Annotated in this window: 17 protein-coding genes and 1 pseudogene; 9 read left to right on the forward strand and 9 right to left on the reverse strand. The window is 48.2% G+C overall.

The annotated features are described in order from the left end of the window. The first annotated feature begins 502 nt into the window (after positions 1-502). From ACX1CU_RS20620 to ACX1CU_RS20645, 6 genes are all read left to right on the forward strand, one after another. A complete protein-coding gene (locus ACX1CU_RS20620) occupies positions 503-1,261 on the forward strand; it encodes a winged helix-turn-helix domain-containing protein (protein ID WP_459400083.1) in 759 nt (252 codons plus the stop codon). Beyond that, positions 1,258-1,761, forward strand: coding sequence for a hypothetical protein (locus ACX1CU_RS20625; protein ID WP_459400084.1), 504 nt, complete (start codon positions 1,258-1,260; stop codon positions 1,759-1,761). Before ACX1CU_RS20620 ends, ACX1CU_RS20625 begins: the two co-directional genes overlap by 4 nt. Positions 1,762-1,940: 179 nt before the next feature. Beyond that, complete coding sequence (locus ACX1CU_RS20630) at positions 1,941-2,468, forward strand: helix-turn-helix transcriptional regulator (protein WP_459400085.1); 528 nt, start codon at positions 1,941-1,943, stop codon at positions 2,466-2,468. 463 nt (positions 2,469-2,931) lie between these two features. Beyond that, entirely contained in the window at positions 2,932-3,585 is a 654-nt protein-coding gene (locus ACX1CU_RS20635; protein WP_459400086.1) for a response regulator, read from the forward strand. 28 nt (positions 3,586-3,613) lie between these two features. Further along, complete coding sequence (locus ACX1CU_RS20640) at positions 3,614-6,643, forward strand: ATP-binding protein (protein WP_459400087.1); 3,030 nt, start codon at positions 3,614-3,616, stop codon at positions 6,641-6,643. A gap of 671 nt (positions 6,644-7,314) precedes the next feature. Then, positions 7,315-7,743, forward strand: a complete 429-nt coding sequence (locus ACX1CU_RS20645; protein WP_459400088.1) for a hypothetical protein — start codon at positions 7,315-7,317, stop codon at positions 7,741-7,743. 195 nt (positions 7,744-7,938) lie between these two features. On the opposite strand, the pseudogene ACX1CU_RS20650 reads toward ACX1CU_RS20645, so the two are convergent. Beyond that, positions 7,939-8,070 (reverse strand): annotated as a pseudogene (locus ACX1CU_RS20650) (LysR family transcriptional regulator); the annotation flags it as partial. 169 nt (positions 8,071-8,239) lie between these two features. On the opposite strand from ACX1CU_RS20650, the gene ACX1CU_RS20655 reads away from it, so the two are divergent. Beyond that, positions 8,240-8,461: a DUF6500 family protein gene (locus ACX1CU_RS20655; protein WP_459400089.1), complete on the forward strand. Its 222-nt coding sequence runs from the start codon at positions 8,240-8,242 to the stop codon at positions 8,459-8,461. Between the two features lie 51 nt (positions 8,462-8,512). Here ACX1CU_RS20655 and ACX1CU_RS20660 read toward each other — a convergent pair whose 3' ends face one another. The 3 genes from ACX1CU_RS20660 to ACX1CU_RS20670 are packed head-to-tail and all read right to left on the reverse strand — an operon-like array spanning position 8,513 to position 12,867. Further along, positions 8,513-9,895 carry an aspartate aminotransferase family protein gene (locus ACX1CU_RS20660; RefSeq protein WP_459400090.1) on the reverse strand — a complete coding sequence of 461 codons (1,383 nt, stop codon included), beginning with the start codon at positions 9,893-9,895 and terminating at the stop codon, positions 8,513-8,515. A 14-nt stretch (positions 9,896-9,909) separates the two neighbouring features. Continuing rightward, positions 9,910-11,349: an APC family permease gene (locus ACX1CU_RS20665; protein ID WP_459400091.1), complete on the reverse strand. Its 1,440-nt coding sequence runs from the start codon at positions 11,347-11,349 to the stop codon at positions 9,910-9,912. A 27-nt stretch (positions 11,350-11,376) separates the two neighbouring features. Further along, entirely contained in the window at positions 11,377-12,867 is a 1,491-nt protein-coding gene (locus ACX1CU_RS20670) for an aldehyde dehydrogenase (RefSeq protein ID WP_459400092.1), read from the reverse strand. Positions 12,868-13,265: 398 nt separating this feature from the next. Between ACX1CU_RS20670 and ACX1CU_RS20675 the strand changes: the two genes are divergently transcribed. Beyond that, entirely contained in the window at positions 13,266-14,174 is a 909-nt protein-coding gene (locus tag ACX1CU_RS20675) for a LysR family transcriptional regulator (protein ID WP_459400093.1), read from the forward strand. On the opposite strand, the gene argE is transcribed toward ACX1CU_RS20675, so the two are convergent. The 4 genes from argE to ACX1CU_RS20695 all read right to left on the reverse strand — a co-directional run bounded on the left by argE (position 14,171) and on the right by ACX1CU_RS20695 (position 17,954). Beyond that, positions 14,171-15,319, reverse strand: a complete 1,149-nt coding sequence (argE, locus tag ACX1CU_RS20680; RefSeq protein ID WP_459400094.1) for an acetylornithine deacetylase — start codon at positions 15,317-15,319, stop codon at positions 14,171-14,173. The two genes, ACX1CU_RS20675 and argE, sit on opposite strands and share 4 nt — an antisense overlap. Beyond that, positions 15,312-15,986 (reverse strand): DUF1028 domain-containing protein, encoded by a 675-nt coding sequence (locus tag ACX1CU_RS20685; RefSeq protein ID WP_459400095.1) that lies wholly within the window; start codon positions 15,984-15,986, stop codon positions 15,312-15,314. Before ACX1CU_RS20685 ends, argE begins: the two co-directional genes overlap by 8 nt. Next, on the reverse strand, positions 15,983-16,423 hold the full coding sequence (locus ACX1CU_RS20690) for a RidA family protein (RefSeq protein ID WP_459400096.1): 441 nt from the start codon (positions 16,421-16,423) through the stop codon (positions 15,983-15,985). Before ACX1CU_RS20690 ends, ACX1CU_RS20685 begins: the two co-directional genes overlap by 4 nt. A 136-nt stretch (positions 16,424-16,559) precedes the next feature. Next, complete coding sequence (locus ACX1CU_RS20695) at positions 16,560-17,954, reverse strand: purine-cytosine permease family protein (RefSeq protein WP_459400097.1); 1,395 nt, start codon at positions 17,952-17,954, stop codon at positions 16,560-16,562. 308 nt (positions 17,955-18,262) lie between these two features. Here ACX1CU_RS20695 and ACX1CU_RS20700 point away from each other — a divergent pair, with 308 nt between their 5' ends. Then, the gene (locus ACX1CU_RS20700) at positions 18,263-19,528 is read left to right on the forward strand and encodes a flavin-containing monooxygenase (protein ID WP_459400098.1); all 1,266 of its coding nucleotides are present in this window, start codon (positions 18,263-18,265) and stop codon (positions 19,526-19,528) included. 462 nt (positions 19,529-19,990) lie between these two features. Here ACX1CU_RS20700 and ACX1CU_RS20705 read toward each other — a convergent pair whose 3' ends face one another. Then, positions 19,991-20,794 carry a YfaP family protein gene (locus ACX1CU_RS20705; RefSeq protein WP_459400099.1) on the reverse strand — a complete coding sequence of 268 codons (804 nt, stop codon included), beginning with the start codon at positions 20,792-20,794 and terminating at the stop codon, positions 19,991-19,993. Between the last annotated feature and the right edge of the window lie 17 nt (positions 20,795-20,811).

Genomic DNA, 20,811 nt, shown 5'->3' on the forward strand with positions numbered 1-20,811 from the left:
CTACTCTATTGCTGCAGGTCAAATCGTTAACCTGATTTGTGGGATTTGTGTGATTTGCTTTATCCTATATGAGCCAATTTATCGTGCTTAATTACTATTATTTTTCAATATTATATATATAATTTATTTAATTTTTCAGGATTAAAAACCGCTTTTTTATATGACAATGAAATATATACACAATAAAGTTCTATCTTAGTATCATGAATGAGGGAACTAAGACTGTTTTCCGCTCTCATGAAAAAACAATAGAATGTAAAAAAATTAAGCAAGTTAGATTATCAATTACTGCCAGAAGTAATAGTAGGACAAATTGTCGGGAACTCACTTGAACCGTACCTGTACTGCAAGGAAGAACGATTAGATTGTTAACGATAAGATGATTTTTACCTAACGGGGCTGTAAAGATATTATCTAACAACTGCAAGTTCTAACACTGTCTTACATAATGGGTGTTATGTAAGACAGTGTTAGAAGTAGTGGTTATATCCATGGAGTTAGAGTGAAATACATTATAGATGACACAATTGTTTTTATTCCTGGTCATGGGCTTTATCATGTCACATCAGAATCAGTAGAATTTAAACTATCATTAATCTCGGATCGCGTACTTTTTTTATTGGTCACCTTGAATACCGAGGCTGTTTCAAAGCAGGAAATTCATGACTACCTATGGAAAGAGTGTTCGGTCGATGCGTCTATCGCCAGTATAAATAACAACCTCAGTTATTTAAGGAAATTCTTTAAAGAAATGGGGATGAGCGATTTGATTGTTACCACTCCGAGAGTAGGGGTAAGCCTTAGACAGGGGACTAGCATTGCGTTTTTCTCTGAGGAGATTGTACCGGATAAAACTGAGGGTTATGCCTGTACAGAGGTTGCTAATAAAAGTATGTCAAATACAGTAAAATGGGGAGGGGCCATTTTATTCGGGACTATTTTGTCCTTTTCATTATCTTTCCTATTACTACACTCTGGTGAATCAGATCCGCTCATTCATATTGGAGATGTTGGTAAGTGTAAGGTTTTTTCACTTGAAAAGTTATCTAGCATTGAGTCAACACGATTAATAGCACACGCTAATACCTTTGTTAAAAATGAGAAAATAGATTGTAATGATGGCAAGGTTGTCATTGCCAACTCTCAAGAAAAGGGCAAAAAATATATAAGAGCCAATAGAGACTTTTTCTCTATTTGTGACATTAATAAAAATCATCTATATATGTGTGATAATTATTACTATCTGGAAGGTGTCGAGTGAAGGTTATTAAAAAAGCATCTTCACTAATATTTTTCGGTATGATTATTATTTTATTTTTCGGCTATACATTTAGTTGGCTGGATGAGAAAAAGGAAGACGTTTTATCCTGTGCATCTAATATCAACTTTAACTTATCAGATAATACCTCATCTGGACCTATTATTAATGGCATTTTAAATATTCATCTGAGTAATAATGGTTACGGGTTTCTAGAAGTATCAGGCATTATTAAATGGCAAGGAGACACTTATCCCGTATCCAAGCGGTTGAATATCAAGCATGACTTAAAAGATGCAACCGATAAGACTCAGTTATTGACTATTCACGCTATCAATAGTCTTTCTCTTGAGCATGACCAGTCACCTCCAGGTATCGTTGAAAAATATCTTGTCGGTGATCACTCTCAACCCGTACGTATTTTAAATTTTAAAAAATTACTGGCAAATGGTTATTTGATTGGGAACTTGAACTCCCCAATAATGATCTGCATAGATAGATAATTCCCATGAAAATATTACAATATATTTTAGTGTATCTTTATATACACCTCGAGTTGATTGTATGAAAAACCATTGATACTCGAATGAGTTGTGTGTTCTTTGCCACATAGAAATATATAATAGCGTTTAAAATTATTGGCGCAAAAATCTTAACTGAAATATTTCAGGCAGGTATTAAGTTGAATGTTTACTTATTTTCAAACAATATGTATTTCTATGCTGGCGTCAATGGAATTGTCGAAGAGGAATTCGGATTTTCAGTTAAACTTATTACAATTAGAATGATGATGCGTTTAAGTGAAAGCTTTGTTATAAAAGATGATGATATATTTATGATAGCCACAGAGGAGTTTAATTTCACTACATCAGTATTAGTGATGCTCGATTATTTATCGGTCAGTGCATTTTTACTCCCCTACAAAAGAAACGTACTGATGAACACGCATTTTTTTTCTTCATTTTTACCCTGCAAAGTGGATGACAGTTACATTAAGAATATTGTCAAAGGGAATATCACATTGAAAACCCCAAAAATGTGGTCATTAACCAATAAAGAAGCCACCGTTTTAAGCTACAGGCTACAAGGAATGGAAGTATACAGTCTGAGTCGCTTATTAGCGGTAAATATAAAAACAATTTATACACACCAGGAAAGCGCTTTAAAAAAACTCGGTGTTAGAACACTATCTCACTTACATATGCTTTAAATTGCTGACTTTATTTTTGACATTAAAAGTGTGGCCCGAAGATATAAACACGGTTTAAGAAGTGAATAGGGCAAGTAATCGAATTATGTGGTAAGGCAAGATAAATTTTACCTCCTGAAATTACTATGATACTCCCTCCCCCCAAAGTTAGGCCTGCCTTTATGGAAAAACATCAGGCCATTTTCTCTATAGATACTCTGGTATTTTTGTTGCTGAATGCGTGCAATGGCAAACTCAGCCACATAAAATCTTACTGCATGCAGAGCCTGGTCGACAGGATGAAAATTTCACAACAGGCGTTCACTCAACAAAGGGATTTCGAGCCTATTCTAGAGCATTAATTAAAAAAATTAAACATAATTTGATAGATGAACTACAATGATAATAACCATTAAAAAATAAGTCATTTACTATCAATCAATACTCATCTTTATTACATATGACTCTATCTTGGAGTAGCATCATGACTCTTGACGCTCAGTTGAATAAGTCGATAGTGATTATTGAGGATCACCCATCAATGCGGTTTGCACTTAAAACCATTCTAGCAACAGAAAAAAACATTGATATTGTTGGTGAGGCAAGTAATGGGCGAGAAGGTATGCTGGTTATTAAACAGCTAATGCCTGACCTAATCATCCTTGATTTAATTTTACCCGATGTCGATGGTCTTGACCTTGTTGTTAACATTAAAAAGCATGCAACAAGCTCAAAGATTTTAATTTTGTCAAGTCATGAACCACGTATTTATGCTGATAAACTGGCTTCGATCGGATGTAATGGATATATCAGTAAGAGTTGTACTACGGAAGAAATATTGAGCATGATACGAGCCGTGCTCTCTGGGTATAATTGTTTTCCTTCCAGCCCTCAATTAAGAAAGGAAGGTAAAAAATCCGAAAGCAACGATATTCTGAAAAAGTTAACGCACCGTGAATTAACTATTTTTCTTGCCCTGGCTAGAGGTCGCGGGAACAAAGATATCGCAATAGCATTAAATATAAGTGAAAAAACAGTCGGCACTCATAAGTTGAACATTAAAAGAAAGCTTAATCTTAACAGCTCAGTAGAGATAGCTTCATTCGCCATACTTAATGGATTAATCAATGGAGGTTGATTTAATATATTCATATGGACGGCATGTTATGAATAGAGCTAATATTAAAATATTTTTTATAGCTTTAATTATTGCGAGTGAATGCTTCACTTTTAGGGCAAGAGCTACCTCTGCGATAAAAAACCCTTCTATAGCTATAGTGGAAACTGTAGAGCAATCCCCTTTGTTATCCGGTGTGAGAAAAGAGTCCTATTCATTAAACTCTCCAGGACTGCCGCCGCAAAATAAACCTCCATTGTTTAACAACACTCAGAAAGTAGAGCCAGAGATTCTTTTTAGTCAGGATGAAAAAAATTGGATAAAATCTCATCCTTTCGTTTATTACAGTATGCAGAATGATGAAACGCCATTGTCATTTTCCTCAGCCTCAGGAATGCCCGCAGGGTTTGCTGCTGACAAACTTAATGACTTGGGACAGCGAATTGGGGTCGTGTTTCAGGGGCGATTAAGGCGTACGCAGCAAGAGTTGTTCGTTGATATCCAGCAAGGTAAAAGCACATTTATACCCTATGTAAATAAATTATCTAACGAACAATCTGACTTAATGCGGCTCACAGTACCCTACAATTATTCATTGCTGGTCATCATTTCACGTAAAGAAGGGCCACATTTTGAGAGTACGGCGGCATTAAAGGGAAAGGTTATTGCATTAACAGCATCACCTAAGCGCATATTACTGGATAACCTCAAGACTTTTCAGGTGAATATGACACTGCAATCAAAAACCACAGATGCCTTAAATCTATTAATGCAAGGTGATGTCGATGCGGTTATCGCTGATTTTACTCTCGCAAGATATGAAATATCACAAAACTACCCGAATGAACTGGTGATTGACGGGCCTGTATTTGATAAGAACCCACAGTATATTCCTTACAGTATCGGTGTGGCTAAAAACCAACCTGAACTACTGAGTATAATGAATAAATTAATACTTAGCTTGCCAACAAATTACTTTGAATTTAAACAGCAATACGATACCACTCCCTCTCACCCTGATACACCATTTCTGAGGTATCAGAATACATTTTTCGTGGGCGCTGTCGTTGTTTTTATTATTATTTTCACTTCCTTAATCTGGATTAAACTATTGTGGGTACAGATAGCTAAAAGAAGACATTCAGAAATAAAGTTGCTGGACGAGCTGGCTTTCCAACGAGTACTGTTTGATAACTTACCGTTGGCAATGTTTGTTGTGAAATCTGACTATAAAATAGAGCAGGGTAATCCAGCCTTTATTGATTTTTTACAGATCCCCACCTCTGACATAGAGGATCCTACTCCATTCATATCTCATGAGTATCCACATTTTTTCGCTCAACTCACTGAGATCTACCATCAATCGAGGGAGACGGGCAAGGCGTGCTTTAAAGATTTAAGTTTGACGGCCGAACATGAAACCAACCATTTATATACCTGGAGCATTCCTTTTTCTAATAGCCTTGGCGAAATTGTAGGTCTGCTAAGTGGTTGGCTAGATATCAGCGAACGCACGCGACTTGAAGTTGCGCTGCGCCAGGCTAAGGAGGTGGCCGATAAAGCCAATCGTGCCAAGTCAACATTCCTGTCTACAATGAGTCACGAAATTCGTACCCCGTTGAATGTGATCATTGGTATGTTGGAATTACAGCTACACGGTAATGAGTTAACGCTGCAACAGCGTAATGCCTTGACGATCGCCAACGAGTCTTCACAGCATTTATTAATGCTGATTGACGATATTCTGGATTTATCCAAGATCGAAGCGGAGAAAATGGTCTTGCAGCCACAGCCAATCTATCTGTCTGAACAGCTTGGATTGTTAGAACGGATGTTTTCTCCTATGGCCCGGAGTAAAGGCCTTGATTTTATTTTGGAGCTCAAAGGCAATGCGACAGATTGTTGGCTACTGGCGGACCCTTTACGATTGCGCCAGATTTTAGCCAATCTATTATCCAATGCGGTTAAGTTTACTCAGCAGGGTAAGATTACCTTGGAATGCACGGTCAATGGAAAACCTGATAGCACTTCTGTCACAGTGGCATTCACAGTCCGTGATACCGGTATAGGCATTGCCACAGCCGACCTCCCCATATTGTTCTCCCCCTTTAGCCAGATTGAGGAAACGGCAAAATATACTGGTGGTACCGGTTTGGGTTTAACCATTAGCAAAAACCTATTGGAGATGATGGGAGGCACCATTACGCTGACCAGCGAACTGGGCAAAGGTACGCAACTGCATGTCTGCGTCACTTTTCCCACTGCAGACCCCGTTAAGCGCTCTTTGCCGATTGATACTGCCGCAGTAGCACCGCCATTGCCTGAACTGACCCCAATACTCATCGTTGATGATCACTCTGCTAATAGGATATTGCTCTCTACTCAATTGCAGCAGTTAGGTGCCAAGGTCACAACCGCCAGTCACGGGGAGCAAGCTCTGGAATTGATAGCTGAGAATAGATTCTCCTTAATGATTACGGATGTTTCTATGCCTGGAATGTCAGGAATGGCATTGGCAGAAAAAATACGCCAACGTGAAATGGCTCTTGAGGAAGTCAGGATCCCGATCATAGGTTTAACTGCCTTTGTACAACCTGAAATATTTGATCAAGCCATTGCGGCGGGAATGGACCTTTGTTTACGTAAGCCAATCAGTCTGCTCAAATGGGCTGAGATATTGCCACAGTTTTGTCTGTCCCCTTCGATCCTTACCACCGAACTTTCCCTGCCCCAGAGTTTGCAGCAGCGCTTGCTGGCAGCACTGGCAAATCAACAACCGGCAGTCACGTTATTCTTGCAGTCACTTTGGCAGAGCACGTTAGCCGATCGGCTCGAAGCACAACGTCATCAGCAGAATGGAGATTGGCGGTTGCTGTCCGAAACTATCCATAGGATCAAAGGTCCATTCAGTTTTATTCATCAAGATGACATTGTGATTACCTGTAATAAATTAGACGCGCTGTGTAACGAAAATACACCAGACCCCATTGCAATCTCACAGGCCATGACATTTTTGTTGCAACAGTTCGAGGATTTTCACCAGCAGGTAAACAAGCTGGGATATCGCATCCTAGAATAAATTGGCGGCCTACAGATTCGCATAGAAGGCATATCACGACTACAATGTCAGAGTACTGTCATACGTATGCCTACGTACTTTAATGAATGCAACTTCAGTTGTGGTCTGAGAACTGGCTTGATAGCCAACCTCTCCACAATATAGATCAGATAAATATGTAGCATAATCAAGAGCAGATATTCAGGGGGTTCCATGCCAGTAAAAATATTAATGGATTTTTTACCGCCAGATAAACAGATTAGCTAACTATTGCATTCCTGATAAATTAGCCCCTCTTTTGATGCTCTCCTCGCACATTCAGCGCCCATTATTTTCATGCCTATACCAATCCAGATGAAAATTTCAGATTAAGAATAAGCCATAAAAAAAATTAATTACCGGCTATTATTGTGCATTAGATTCATTAGTTCATTAACTGATTTAAAAACCTCACTTAAAAACCATTAATCATCAGAATAAAAGCATGATACACCACTTAATCACCATAAATTAGATTGCTTGATTGAATTTTATCATTGATTTAGGCGTTTAGAAAGTTTAGAAATGACTAAAAAATGCACTCCCGATGCACTGTAGTGATGCAAGATAAGTGGGGGCGAGCACTTTCGAATAAACAGAGGCTATTGCCATACACAATCAGTCTAATCAATTACAGGCAAAAGGATATGTAGATGGGCAGTAAACAGCAGGCCGTGATTTTCTCCCCCTGCGTCTTTACACGCGCCGGATTGTGCACGGTGCTTAATAACCTACGTCCTTTACACCCGCTGGATGCGGTATTCGCGGTCGCCACCGCCGTTCAGGCACAACAGGTGCTTTCTGCCTCTTCTGGTGTGGCAATCCTGGTGGTACATGTCACACCTTTGCTGTTAGTTGACGACTGGCATGCCTTTGATAGCACTCTTTGCCACCAAGGACTCCATTGCCCTACTCTGCTACTGTATGACCCAGAGAGCATCGCCATCCTACCCAGAATGCCTTTTCTGTCGGCCCACGCTTTGGAGCGGGTTGACAGCTCCGTAACACTGCATGCGCTGCCCACCTTGTTACTGGAAGTGATGACTCACTCAAATGCCGGATGTCATTCTACTCTTGCATAAAAATGGGGCAGTCTAAAAATGAATCACGCTGGCTCCCTATATAAAAGGGAATAGTGTCACTCAGTTTTTACCTCAATCTAACGGTAGTGGATAACAATATCAGGACGCACTCGTCGCCTATTTCCCTTAATTTTCATCTTCACAACGGCGATAACCCGCCGTTGTGAACGCCCCGGAATACCAGCAAACCAGGCATCAATCAAACCGCCAGTAAAGTGGTACGCCATAAACCTCTCCAACATAATCAATCACCGATCGGAAATTGAGAACAGGATGACGTGCATTGGGATAAACCATGGCGATATGCTGTGGCTCAGTGTTGATTGCCACCTCACAATAAGACATCCAATCAAGGTAACGAGGCAATCCACTTCTCGCTGACGCGCCTGCTTGGATATAGCTTTTTGCTTCATTTACTCAAGCAGCAAGGCTAAAGATGCCTCTGAAAAATAGCAGCGTTCAACAATAAGCCCATCTTCCGTATTGAGGATTAACCATGAGAAAAACGTTAAGAACCAAAATTATCCAGGTTTGTGATGAGAAAATCCGTACGAAGGGAGATAACGTTGGGCTCTCGTTTTATGCCTTTTTTGCCAACAGAAATGACGATCCTGAACTGCTGATGGAAGCCGCCAGTTGGTGGATCAAAGACATGAAGCTGGATCACTTTGAGAAGGCGGTGAAAATAAAGGCACTGGTCGAATCGATGGGGGAATAGTGTCAGGAAAGATAAGCCGCCCTGCTCAGCGGCTTATCGCTTATTGAGCCATCACATCAGCCCCAGATCGCGCGCGGTACGATCCACCGCGCGTTTGGTTTTCTCCAGCAGTTCGTCAATCTCACCGTGCTTCGCCACCAGCGCTGGCGCCATGATCATCCGCCCTGCGGTGGAACGGATAATCACCCCCTCTTCAAAACCATAGGTTCGGCAACGCCAGGTAATATCGCTTTCATTGCTAAAACGTTGGCGGCGGGTTTTATCCTCGGCAAACTGTAATGCGGCCACCATGCCAGTGCCTTGGATCTCGCCGATCAGCGGGTGATGGGTAAAGATCTCACGCAGCCCTTTTTGCAGATATGGCCCGCTATCCTTTTTCACCTGGCTGACGATCCCTTCGTCACGCAACGCCTTGAGATTCGCCAACGCAACCGCGGCCGCAACCGGGTGGCCCGAGTAGGTCAGCCCATGCGCGAACACCCCACCCTTTTCCACCAGCGCTTCGGCAATGGTGTGGGAAAGCACCAGACCACCCATCGGGATATACCCTGAGGTCAGCCCTTTGGCGATCGACAGCGTGTCGGGTTTAAAGCCGAAATGCTGATGGGCAAACCATTCTCCGGTGCGGCCAAAACCGCCGATCACCTCATCGGCACAAAGGAGCACATGATATTGACGGCAGATGCGCTGAATCTCCGGCCAGTAGCTCTCTGGCGGGAAGATCATCCCGCCCGCGCCCTGGAAAGGCTCGGCGATAAACCCGGCCACATTTTCGGCCCCCAGTTCGAGGATTTTCTCCTCCAACTGTAAGGCACAGCGGCGGCCGAACTCCTCGGGCGTCATATTGCCGCCGTGGGCGTACCAGTAAGGTTCATCAATATGGGCGATCTCCGGCAGCATGCCGCCCATTTCATGCATAAACTTCATCCCACCCATCGCCGAGCTGGCCAGCGTAGAACCGTGGTAACCGTTCCAGCGGCCAATCATGATGCGCTTTTTCGGCTGCCCGACCACCTGCCAGTAACGGCGTACAGTACGGATCAGCACTTCGTTGGCTTCAGAGCCTGAGTTGGTATAAATAGCGTGGCTGTAATGGCCCGGCAGCAGGCTGAACAGCATTTCTGATAGTTCCACCACCGCTGGATGCGTGGTGTGGAAGAACATGTTGTAGTACGGCAGTTGTTGCATCTGCTGAGTCGCCGCAGCCACCAAGTCTTCACGCCCATAGCCAAGATTGGTACACCACAGGCCCGACATGCCATCCAGATAACGGTTGCCATCGTTATCCCAAAGGTAGAGCCCCTCACCTTTCACCATCACCCGTGGGCCTTCGGCATTCAATACTTTTTGATCCAGAAACGCGTGGATATGATGGCTCGCATCCAGTTCCTGATAGTCACGGGTTGCACGCTTGTGGTTACTTTGCATATTCATTGGCGATTATCCTTTCACATAGTATGAGTATCGACGTTAGGCTGCGGCGCATGTACCAGCGGCTCTGGCTTGAACAAGGGTTTACGCATCACAAATTTGATCCATAACACCGCAATCAGTGAAACCAGCCCCAGAACCACTCCTGCCACCTGGTAGATCTGTATCGCTTGCTCGGTTGAAGGTGAAATATTCGCGATGGCATACAACATACCGACGATGCCAATCACCTGCGGCAGTGGGTAAAACGGGGTACGGAAAGGCCGGTGCCGAGCGGGATAACGTCTGCGCAGCACCAGCACATTGATATGGGTGATGATGTAAGCCAGCAGCCAAGCCAGTGCGGCAGCGCTTAGGAGCAGGTTGATAGAATCGTTTTCCATCAACAGCAGCGGCAGCCCGGTAATGCTGGCAACAAACAGAACCGAAACCCAAGGAGAACCCGTTTTGGCGCTATGGCGTTTGAAGCAGGGGAACGCCTGCCCATTTTGCGCCATCCCGCTCAGCATGCGAGGAATGGTGGCCAGCGAGGAATTCAAGGTGCTACAGGTGGCGGTGACCGCAGCGGTCACCAGGAAGATCTGGCCCGTTTCGCCAAACACCGCCGTGGCAAACAGGTAATGTGGCAAGCCGTTAGTGGCTAACTCCTCGGGCGGGATCATCAACAGTGCGCCGAGGCAATAAATCACAATGGTGCAGAAAATCACGCTCAAACCGATGATCATCGAACGTGGGATATCGCGCTCTGGGCGCTGGGCTTCTTCCACCAGCGGGCAGACAAACTCCGCACCGACGAATCCCCAAATTGCCATGGCAACCAGCGTCAACACGCCCCAACCGAGTGGGTTTACCGGGCTATTGGCCAGCAGATTGGTCAAGGGCTGTGCCTGTTCATGGCTGATGGCGCTCAGGCCTAACAGCAGTAGCACCACCAGCATCACCACCGCCAACAACGATTGCAAACGAGCGAAAATATCAATATTCATCAGGTTGAGCAGGGTGAATAAGCCCAATATGCCGAAAGCGACCGTCAGCGGGGGTAATGACAGCAAAGGGAAGACTTTGCCGATGATCATATCGAGCAGCAGCAGTTCGGCAGAAAGCGCAAACATCGCCACCACGATATAGCCGGAGAACGTCGCCAGGATCGCCGGGAACTGGCCAATAGCCACCTCGGTATAACTGCTCAGGCTGCCCGCGCGCGGGATCATCAGCGACAGCTCAGAAAATGAAAATGCGTAACTGAGCGCCAGCAGATAAGCCAGCCCCAGCGGGATGATAAAACCGAATCCTGCAATGCCGACGGCCTGCAACATCAACACCATCACGCCTTGTGACACCACTAAACCGATCGAGACCGACAGTAACGCCACCAGGCCCAGCGTTTTATGCCGTGCCCCGGCGATCTGACTGGCTTTGGGGATAGCGTCTAATAATAGATTGGCTTTTTGAGTCATCGTTTTACCCTCGTCATTGTCAGGGAGCTAGCGCAACTGAAGCCAGGTCGTTTTCAATTGGGTGTATTTATCGAACGAGTGCAAAGATAAATCACGCCCAAAACCCGACTGCTTACCGCCGCCAAAGGGCACGGCCACATCCAGCGCATCGACCGTATTGATCGAAACCGTCCCTACATTCAGGCGCTGTGCCACCCGGTGGGCACGATTGAGATCATCACTCCATACCGAAGCCGCCAGCCCGTAGACACTGCCGTTTGCCATGGCGATCGCCTCGTCTTCCGTATCAAAGGCGGTAATCGCCAGCACCGGGCCGAAAACCTCTTCCTGAAACAGGTGCATATCGGCATCAACCTGGGTGAACAGCGTGGGTTGCACAAAGTTGCTGGAGCCGTTGCAGCTCAGGCGGTTACCGCCATAAACCAGGCGAGCGCCGTCGCGCTTGGCTTGTTCAATAAAGCTCATCACGCGTTGGGTATGGCGGGCATCCACCAGTGCACCGGCACGGCTCTGCGGATCGAGAGGATCGCCGGGCTGCCAGTAAGCCGCCTGCGCGATCAGGCGTTCGACAAACTCGTCATGAATGGCGCGTTGCACCAGCAGGCGGGAGTTGGCCGAGCAGACTTCGCCCTGGTTATAGAAAATGGCAAAAGCGGCTTTTTCTGCCGCCAGATGCAGATCCTGGCAATCATCAAAGATCAGATTCGGGCTTTTACCGCCGCATTCCAGCCACACCTGTTTGAGGTTTGACTGTGCCGAATACTGCATAAAGTGCTTGCCCACCTGAGTTGAACCGGTAAACACCAGGCAATCGACATCCTTGTGCAGCCCAAGCGCTTTACCTACCCGTTCGCCCAAGCCGGGCACCACGTTCAACACCCCGGCGGGCAACCCCGCCTCTAGCGCCAACTCCGCCAGGCGCAAGGCGGAAAACGGCGACTGCTCGGCAGGTTTCAGCACCACACTGTTGCCTGCCGCCAGCGCCGGGGCCAGTTTCCAGGCCGCCATATCCAGCGGGAAATTCCACGGGATCACTGCGGCGATCACCCCGAGTGGCGCACGGGTCACCGTCGCCAGAACGTTCTGCGCCGTCGGCGCAATCTGGCCATAGAGTTTATCCAGGCTTTCGGCATACCAGGAGAACACCTGAGCAGCACCGGGAACATCAACGTTCCAGGCGTCCATCACCGGTTTGCCCATACTCAGTGAATCAAGCAGAGCAAGCTCTTCACGATGTTCCAGCATCAGTTCAGCTAAGCGCAGCAGCACCTTTTTGCGCTCTGCGGGTGACTGGTGCGCCCATACCCCCTGCTCGAAACTGCGGCGCGCAGCACCTACCGCCTGATCGACCTCCGGCTCATCGCAAGCGGCGACTTTTGCCAAGAGCTGGTTAGTGGCCGGGTTGATCACATCAAGCGTCATACCCGATCTTGCGGCAACCTGTTGGCCATCAATAATGGCCTTATCGATGAAGCCTTGGCGAGCCGCTCGCTCCTGCCAGTCGCTGAGATTAAACATGCCTATCCCCTCACCATGTGAATAATATGTTTATTTAGTGTTAAATAAGACAGTTGATGCTATCTGGCAACCAGGTTGGGGAAAAGCAGTAAAAATATGGTGAGTAGTGATAAAAAAACTTAGCAGGGGGAATTAGGCTAAGAATAGCTGCATGAGCCATGATGAATAAATATATCGAGCGACACCGATATATTTTACCGCCAGAATCGCGCTGAATTCTTTGAGCTGTCTCACTGTTAAACAGCCAGAGTTACTCTATGCTTCAGGTCTCTTTTTTACATTTAAATAACAATTAATTAAAATATTAAGCTTAACTGTTAAGCATTGATTGCCAAAAAAACCGGGAGCGGGTTAACCGTCAGTAACGTTTATCCCTACAGGAAATCAAGGAGTCAACGATGGCTAACTACACCTTACGCCAGCTTAAATACTTCGTTACCACTGCCAAATGCAGGAGCGTGGCAGAAGCCTCACGTAAGTTGTATATCGCGCAACCTTCTATCTCCACCGCAATAAAAGGCCTTGAAGACAGCTTTGGGGTGCAGCTCTTTATTCGTCACCATGCTCAGGGCGTTTCACTCACTCCTTCGGGCGCGCGTTTTTACAGCAAAGCGCAAAAATTATTAAGAATGGCTCATATGTTTGAGCAAAATGCGTTAGCCGATAATGATATGGTTTCTGGGCAAATCAACATTGGCTGCTTTGAAACGGTCGCCCCATTAATTTTGCCGAAACTGATTAGAGGGTTTAAAACGCTTTATCCCGGCGTAGAAACCATTATTCGCGATGGCGAGCAGCATGAATTAGTGCAAAGCTTAACTACCGGGAATCTTGACGTTGCCCTGTTATATCACCATGAACTGAACAGCCATATTTCAACGGACATTCTGGCTGAGCCAAGAAAGCCTTATGTTTTATTACCCGCCAACCATCGCTTCGCGCAGCAAACGCAGGTGTCTCTGGCAGAGTTAGCCGCTGAGCCGATGATCCTGCTGGACGTGTTGCCAAGCCGCAATTACTTCGTCAATTTGTTCACGCAGATGGGTATTACACCCAATATCGTCTTTAGCTCACCCTCCATTGAAATGGTACGTGGCATGGTCGGCCAAGGGTTGGGCTTTGCCATTCTGGTCACGCGGCCTTATGGTCAATACAGTTACGATGGTCAGCCGCTGGTGACCATAGAGCTGCAAGATGAAGTGGAAGGTTCCGGGCTGGTCGTGGCATGGCTTACACGCAACCAACTGACCAAACCGGCGCAGTTATTCGTGGAGTTTTGCAAGACCGAACTGGCGGGCATGCTCTAAGCCCGCATCCAGGCTCGCAAGTTAGCCAACATTGTCATGCAGCGATCCAACTGCTCAGCGCTAACGTATTCATCAGGTTTGTGGCCCTGATCCATATTGCCGGGCCCGCAAATCAACGTAGCCACCCCGGCTTCATCAAACAGGCCACCTTCGGTACCAAAGGCCACCGTGGTGAACTCATCACTGCTGCACCACTGCGCCAACCAGCGGGCAAAGTCCGATTGCCGATCGGTGAATAACCCTGGGTACTGGCTAAGCGGCTGGAAGCGGATATCACTGCTGGCCGCAACCTGCCGCATAGCGGGTAGCAGCTCCTCTTGAGCATACTGTTGCAGTTCGCTCATCACGGCATCAACCGATACGCCGGGCAGATGACGAATTTCAAAATCGAACTGACAGCCCTGCGGCACAATGTTGAGCGCAGTGCCTCCGTGGATGGTACCCACCTGCAACGTACTGTAAGGAGGATCAAAACAGCGGTTCTGCGTGGTGGCAAGTTGGCTGCCAAGCAGGGTTAATTTATTAATCAGTTTGGCTGCGTACTCAATGGCATTGACCCCCTGCGGCGTATAGGCCGAGTGGCAGGCATGACCCTGTACCTGGCAGCGCATCGCCAATTTGCCTTTATGGCCGTACACCGGCCTCATTTCCGTCGGTTCGCCCACAATGCACATCGCCGGTTTCTCCTTCGAGGCTTTAAGGTGGGCCACCAGGCTGCGAACCCCCAGGCAACCGACCTCTTCATCATAGGAAAAAGCCAGATGCAGCGGCATGCGCAGCGGCTGAGCAACAAAATCAGGCACAGAGGCTAACACACACGCCAGAAAGCCCTTCATGTCGGCGCTGCCACGGCCATAGTAACGGCCATGCTGCTGCGTCAGCGCAAACGCAGGCACGGTCCATTGCTGCCCATCGACCGGCACAACGTCGGTATGGCCAGACAGCATCACCCCACCATTGCCAGCCGGGCCGGTGCGCGCGTACAAGTTGGCTTTTCTTGCACTGGCATCGAGGAACAGTTGAGTTTCCACGCCCAGGTCAGCCAGATAAGCCTGAATAAAATCAATCAGCTCAAGATTGGATTCACGGCTGGTGGTATCAAAAGCCAACAACTTGGCTAACAGGTTACGCACTGCATTACTCATCGCCCGGCACCCCATAGCTTGGTGCCTCACGGGGGTCTATCGCACGCGTGAGGTAGGCTTGCATCTGTGGTTTATAGGCCTGCCAAAGCGCATCCAGTTGCGCAATCGGATCTTTATCAGCCCAGTCGACCCGCAGGTCAACGATGGGCCAGGAGTAATTCCCCACCACCTTAACCGCCGCAGAATGTACCGGCCCTGCCTCACCGCCATGATCTCTTGCCGCTTGCAGCGCCGCCAGCAAGCGATCGGTCAGTTGGCCGCTGGCCTGTTCAAATACGCGTACCATGGCATTAATCACCTCAATATCTGCCAGCAGGTTACCCGCCGCAACGCAGTCTATGCCCTGCGCCGTATGGTAGAGGCCTAATGATTTTGCTCCGCTGAATACCGCCGTTGCGCCAACACTGTCGATGGCGATGACTTGGCGGTATTCACTAAACGCGTTATCCGCCAGCACGTTTTCCAACGCATGTTCAGGTTTCACCCCCTGCTCCAGCTGTTGCAACACCTGCTGGCCGAGCATCGGCAGCGTAATGTTCTGGCTGGAGACCGCGCCAACGCCAGCCTGCAACCAAGGGCAGCGAGCGCCGACCGCAATGCTGGAAGAACTCAGCGCAATACCGAGCTGCCCGGTCTCTGCACAGCGTGCAGCAATAGAAAAGGTCATAGCGGCTCCTTCGTTTCCCAGCCTTCGGGAATCACGGCGATAATATCGATTTCCATTAACCACTGCGGCTGGGCCAGTGCTGCCACCACAATCCCGGTCGAGATCGGAAATACCCCTTTGAGCCATTTACCCACTTCCTGATAAACCGGCTCACGATATCTTGGATCAATAAGGTAAGTGGTGGTTTTGACAATATGTGACAGATCGCTGCCCGCTTCCGCCAGCAGCTGTTTCACGTTTTTCATCGCCTGCTCGGCTTGGGCACGTGGATCGCCCAAACCCACCAGATTACCGGCAAAGTCGGTTCCCACCTGGCCACGGACATAAACGGTATTTCCCGCCCGCACCGCCTGACACAGATCGTTATCCAATGACTGATTAGGATAGGTTTCTTTGGTATTAAACATGCGAATTCGAGTATGAGTAACGTTGCTCATTAACAACTCCTGTTAACGCAAAATATGAAATAAATGACCTTTGATAAAATAGAAAACCGCCAAACCGCTCATTCATCATCCAAGAAAAGCATTGCTGCTGAAACGATATTTTTAGTTAGGTTTAGCAAGGTAAAAACTAATCTGATAGCACTTGGCGGCGATAGCTGCTATCACGGCTTGCCATCCAGTAATACAGCGGTGACGTCACCACTAACCCCACCAGCCAGGAAAGATCGGCCCCATTAATATGGGCTGAAACTGGCCCTACGTATAACGGCGTGTTCATAAATGGGATCTGTACCAGAATACCAATGGCATAGGCTAATAATGCCTGCGGATTAAAGTAACCGTAGATACCGCCATTAGCTTGAAAAATAGAGTTAATATCGTATTGGCCTTTATGAATGGCGTAGAAGTCGATTAAATTGATAGCAGTCCAGGGCACCAATACCACCAGCAGAGCCAGCACCAAATCAACGAAATGGCCGATAAAGTCTGCCGAGGAATAAATAGCGGCAATACAGCAGCACAACAGAACAATAACGGATAACACCGCCCGGCTCTTGGCGGTAGGGATCCAACGCCAGGAAAAGGTTTGCACCAGCGTGATCAACGATATCACCGCGCCATACAGATTCAGCGCATTGTGGCTAATCACGCTCAACAGGAACAGCACCAGCATTAAGGGGCCAAGGGTGCCGGTAGCCAGCTTCACCGCATCCATGGTGTCCATGCCGATGGGCGTGGCCAGCACCGCGACCGCACCGAAGATAAACGACAGGCTCGAACCCAATACCGAGCCCAGATAGGTGGTCCAGAAGGTGGCCGATACGGAAACGTCTGCCGGTAGGTAACGTGAATAATCAGAAACGTAAGGCGCAAAAGCAATTTGCCATAACGCCGCCAGCGACACCGTGGCCAGCCAGCCGGAAATATTAAAGCTGCCGCGCGTCAGAAAGTCGGCGGTGTGTATATGGGTAAAAATATAGCCAAAGCCCAGCACAATGCCGATCCCCAATACCCAAGTCCCGATGCGGTTAAGCACATGAATAAAGCGATAACCGATAATGCCGATCACGCAGGAACCGACCGCACCCACCACAATCCCCACCGGAACCGATATGCTGCTCACCACGCCATGCAGGGATTTGCCCGCCAGAACAATATTGGAGGTAAAGAAACCGACATACATCACCCCGGCGATCGCCACCACCAGCAGCGATCCTAATGAACCGAATTGAGCACGGCTCTGGATCATTTGCGGAATGCCCATTTGCGGCCCCTGGGCCGAATGCAGGGCCATAAAAACCCCACCGATAAAGTGCCCCACCAGAATGGCGATCACCCCCCAAAACAGATTTAAGTGAAATAGCTGTATGCCAAGCGCACCGGTCACAATAGGTAAAGGAGCAATATTGCCGCCGAACCACAGCGTGAATAAATCTCTGACCTTGCCATGGCGCTCTTCAGGGGGAATATAGCCGATCGTGTGCTTTTCAATCAGCGGTGGCGATGATTCAGTGATGGACATGGTGAACTCCAGTTAAGAAAATTATTATTGTGATAGTGCGGTAGCCGTTATTATCGGCAGTATTTTCTTATTGGCGTGATAATGGGCACTGATGGAAGGAGAGATAAAATATTAATTTTGTTATCTGAGAGAATAAAAAAACTGCCTTGCCTGTTATTCCACATAATCCAATGTTGCCGCTTGCATCATTAATTTATGTTCAATCCTTAGTTTAATAATATTTTACCCCTGCTTTTCTATTCCATAGTCTTGCCAGCCTATGCCCAAGCTATTTCACGTAACCGAATAACCAGGCTAAGGATGCAGATATGACATCAGACAACATCAAAATTGATACGCTAGTGGTAGGGGCAGGTCAGGCTGGGGTCGCGATCAGTGAACACCTGACTAAACTTGGCATCCCTCATTTAGTGTTGGAGAAAAATCGGATAGCCGAAGCCTGGCGTACTGGGCGCTGGGACTCTCTGGTGGCTAACGGCCCCGCCTGGCACGATCGCTTTCCGGGGATGGAGTTTACCAATATCGATCCCGATGGCTTTGTGCCCAAAGAGCAGATTGCCGATTATTTTGCTGCCTATGCGGATAAATTCAACGCGCCGATTCGCATCGGCGTAGAGGTAAAGCGGGTGCAACGCAACCTTGGCCGCCCAGGCTTTAGCATTGAAACCAGCGCGGGGATTATCGAGGCAAACCATGTGGTGGCCGCCACCGGCCCGTTTCAACGCCCGGTGATCCCAGCAGTTGCTCCCCAAGATGAAAAGCTCACCCAAATTCACTCGGCGCATTATCGCAACCCGCAGCAATTACCCGCAGGAGCGGTGCTGATTGTCGGCGCGGGTTCATCCGGGGTACAGATTGCCGATGAACTGAGGCGTGCCGGAAAACGGGTGTACCTCTCCGTCGGCGCGCACGATCGCCCACCCCGCTCTTATCGTGGCCGAGACTTCTGCTGGTGGTTAGGCGTGCTGGGGTTGTGGGATGCGGCAGTGAGCCAACCGGGTAAAGAGCACGTAACGATTGCCGTCACGGGGGCTCACGGGGGCTATACGGTTGATTTCCGCGAACTGGCGCATGAGGGGGTGACGCTGGTTGGCCTGACACGCTCTTTCCAGGATGGAACCGTCACTTTCGCCGCCGACCTCAAAGAAAATATTGCCCGTGGCGATGAAAATTACCTGGAACTCTTGGATGCCGCAGATGCTTATATCGCCCGCAATGGGTTGGATCTGCCTGAAGAGCCGACGGCCCGCCACATTTTACCCGATCCAGGTTGCATCACTGACCCGATTTTGCAGCTGAACTTATCTGAGGCGGGCATTACCTCGATTGTCTGGGCAACCGGCTATACGGTTGATTATGGCTGGCTTGAGGTCAACGCCTTCGATGAACAAGGCAAGCCACAGCATCAACGCGGGGTTTCCAGCGAGCCTGGCGTCTATTTTTTAGGGTTGCCTTGGCTATCACGGCGCGGCTCAACCTTTATTTGGGGCGTCTGGCATGACGCTAAATACGTTGCGGACCATATCGCGACGCAACGCACCTATCTGCAATATCGGGATGCCAGACAGCGTTAAGCGTATTTGTGAGGGGGCCTCGTGGGCTATTTCTTATTCGCATGTTGGACGAGTATTTATTTCGGTCGCTAAACATGTTGTGTTCACTTGGCAATGTAGTGAACGCGACCGAGCAGGGGGCTCAAGAGCCAGCCCCCTGCACCCCGGCCCTTGCCATATCAGGCGGTCGCTGCGCGACTAGTACTCGGCCCATCCCTGGGCCTCGCCCCTTCGGGGCCGCTGCAAGCAGCGTTCAAATCTGCTCCCGGCAGATTTGTCTCACTCCGCCACTGCGCATGACGGCCGGCTACGACAGTCGTCCCTGACTGTCTCGCCTGACCGCGCCGTCCCTGGCGCGTTCGCCTATGCGCCGTGTCTCCGTTCGGCGCCTTCAATGGCGTCAACACCTGTGCTCACCTAACTTTTTATGTTGCTTGGGATTTGGTTATCAGGACGGGTGTTAAATTACAGAGCCTTCCCCACCTATCCCCGGCTCGAATAGCTGAATTTTTTTACCAACGTCAGTTCACCAGGATTACGCATCGGCACAATCACGGTCTCTTGTTTCTCATTGGTGGTGCCCTCTTCGGTCACAATAGTAAGCTGCGCCGTCGTCAGGATCTCTTCCCCTCTGCCGCCATAGTAGTTGACGTACACCAGATACTGGCCGCTTTCAGGTGCCGGTGAAGAGAAGATCTCAGGGCCGTAACCGGTGGTCACATCCACATCCAGCGCCCCGCCGTTGGCTAACTGCCGCCCGCCATACCAGGCATGCCCACCGTCGGGAGTCACCACATGCAGATCGAGATCGGTATTATCCGTATCCCATGAGAGCACCAAGCGTAAACGCGCCGGGATCGCCCCATTACCTCTTTGCGCATAAAACTGGGTACGGTGCTTAGCTGCCCGATCGGGGCTACGGACTTCAACGCCGTTGCTGCCCTGCGGGAAGATATAGGGGCGGTTAAAACTGCCATCTTCCTGAATTTTCAGCGGCATGCTGACGCCATTGACAATCAGCCGCCCCGGTTCCTGTTTGGCCTTGCTGTCCGGCTTAGGGAAATCTTTAATCTGCCCCTTGATCAGCGCCTGTGCTGCCTGAGTCGCTGGCGAATTCACCGACGATGCCGGATAGTTAACCTGCTGGGAAAACTCGGCTCCCTCGCCCGACGTGTCATGCCACCCGGCGAGCGGCGTATCAATATCAACGCGCTGTTCGGCCAACGCCGAGGGGGTCACTACCATTAACAGTAACGAGCCTATGCCACATAACCGACGAATAATCATAGCGTTATCCTAAATCC

It is taken from the genome of Serratia sp. D1N4, from assembly GCF_054552755.1.

Bases quoted from the DNA above. Each gene is read 5' to 3' on its own strand.
- ACX1CU_RS20635 (WP_459400086.1), top strand. From the start codon at position 2,932: ATGACTCTTGACGCTCAGTTGAATAAGTCGATAGTGATTATTGAGGAT.
- ACX1CU_RS20640 (WP_459400087.1), top strand. From the start codon at position 3,614: ATGAATAGAGCTAATATTAAAATATTTTTTATAGCTTTAATTATTGCG.
- ACX1CU_RS20645 (WP_459400088.1), top strand. From the start codon at position 7,315: ATGGGCAGTAAACAGCAGGCCGTGATTTTCTCCCCCTGCGTCTTTACA.
- ACX1CU_RS20655 (WP_459400089.1), top strand. From the start codon at position 8,240: ATGAGAAAAACGTTAAGAACCAAAATTATCCAGGTTTGTGATGAGAAA.
- ACX1CU_RS20660 (WP_459400090.1), bottom strand. From the start codon at position 9,895: ATGAATATGCAAAGTAACCACAAGCGTGCAACCCGTGACTATCAGGAA.
- ACX1CU_RS20665 (WP_459400091.1), bottom strand. From the start codon at position 11,349: ATGACTCAAAAAGCCAATCTATTATTAGACGCTATCCCCAAAGCCAGT.
- ACX1CU_RS20670 (WP_459400092.1), bottom strand. From the start codon at position 12,867: ATGTTTAATCTCAGCGACTGGCAGGAGCGAGCGGCTCGCCAAGGCTTC.
- ACX1CU_RS20675 (WP_459400093.1), top strand. From the start codon at position 13,266: ATGGCTAACTACACCTTACGCCAGCTTAAATACTTCGTTACCACTGCC.
- argE (WP_459400094.1), bottom strand. From the start codon at position 15,319: ATGAGTAATGCAGTGCGTAACCTGTTAGCCAAGTTGTTGGCTTTTGAT.
- ACX1CU_RS20685 (WP_459400095.1), bottom strand. From the start codon at position 15,986: ATGACCTTTTCTATTGCTGCACGCTGTGCAGAGACCGGGCAGCTCGGT.
- ACX1CU_RS20690 (WP_459400096.1), bottom strand. From the start codon at position 16,423: ATGAGCAACGTTACTCATACTCGAATTCGCATGTTTAATACCAAAGAA.
- ACX1CU_RS20695 (WP_459400097.1), bottom strand. From the start codon at position 17,954: ATGTCCATCACTGAATCATCGCCACCGCTGATTGAAAAGCACACGATC.
- ACX1CU_RS20700 (WP_459400098.1), top strand. From the start codon at position 18,263: ATGACATCAGACAACATCAAAATTGATACGCTAGTGGTAGGGGCAGGT.
- ACX1CU_RS20705 (WP_459400099.1), bottom strand. From the start codon at position 20,794: ATGATTATTCGTCGGTTATGTGGCATAGGCTCGTTACTGTTAATGGTA.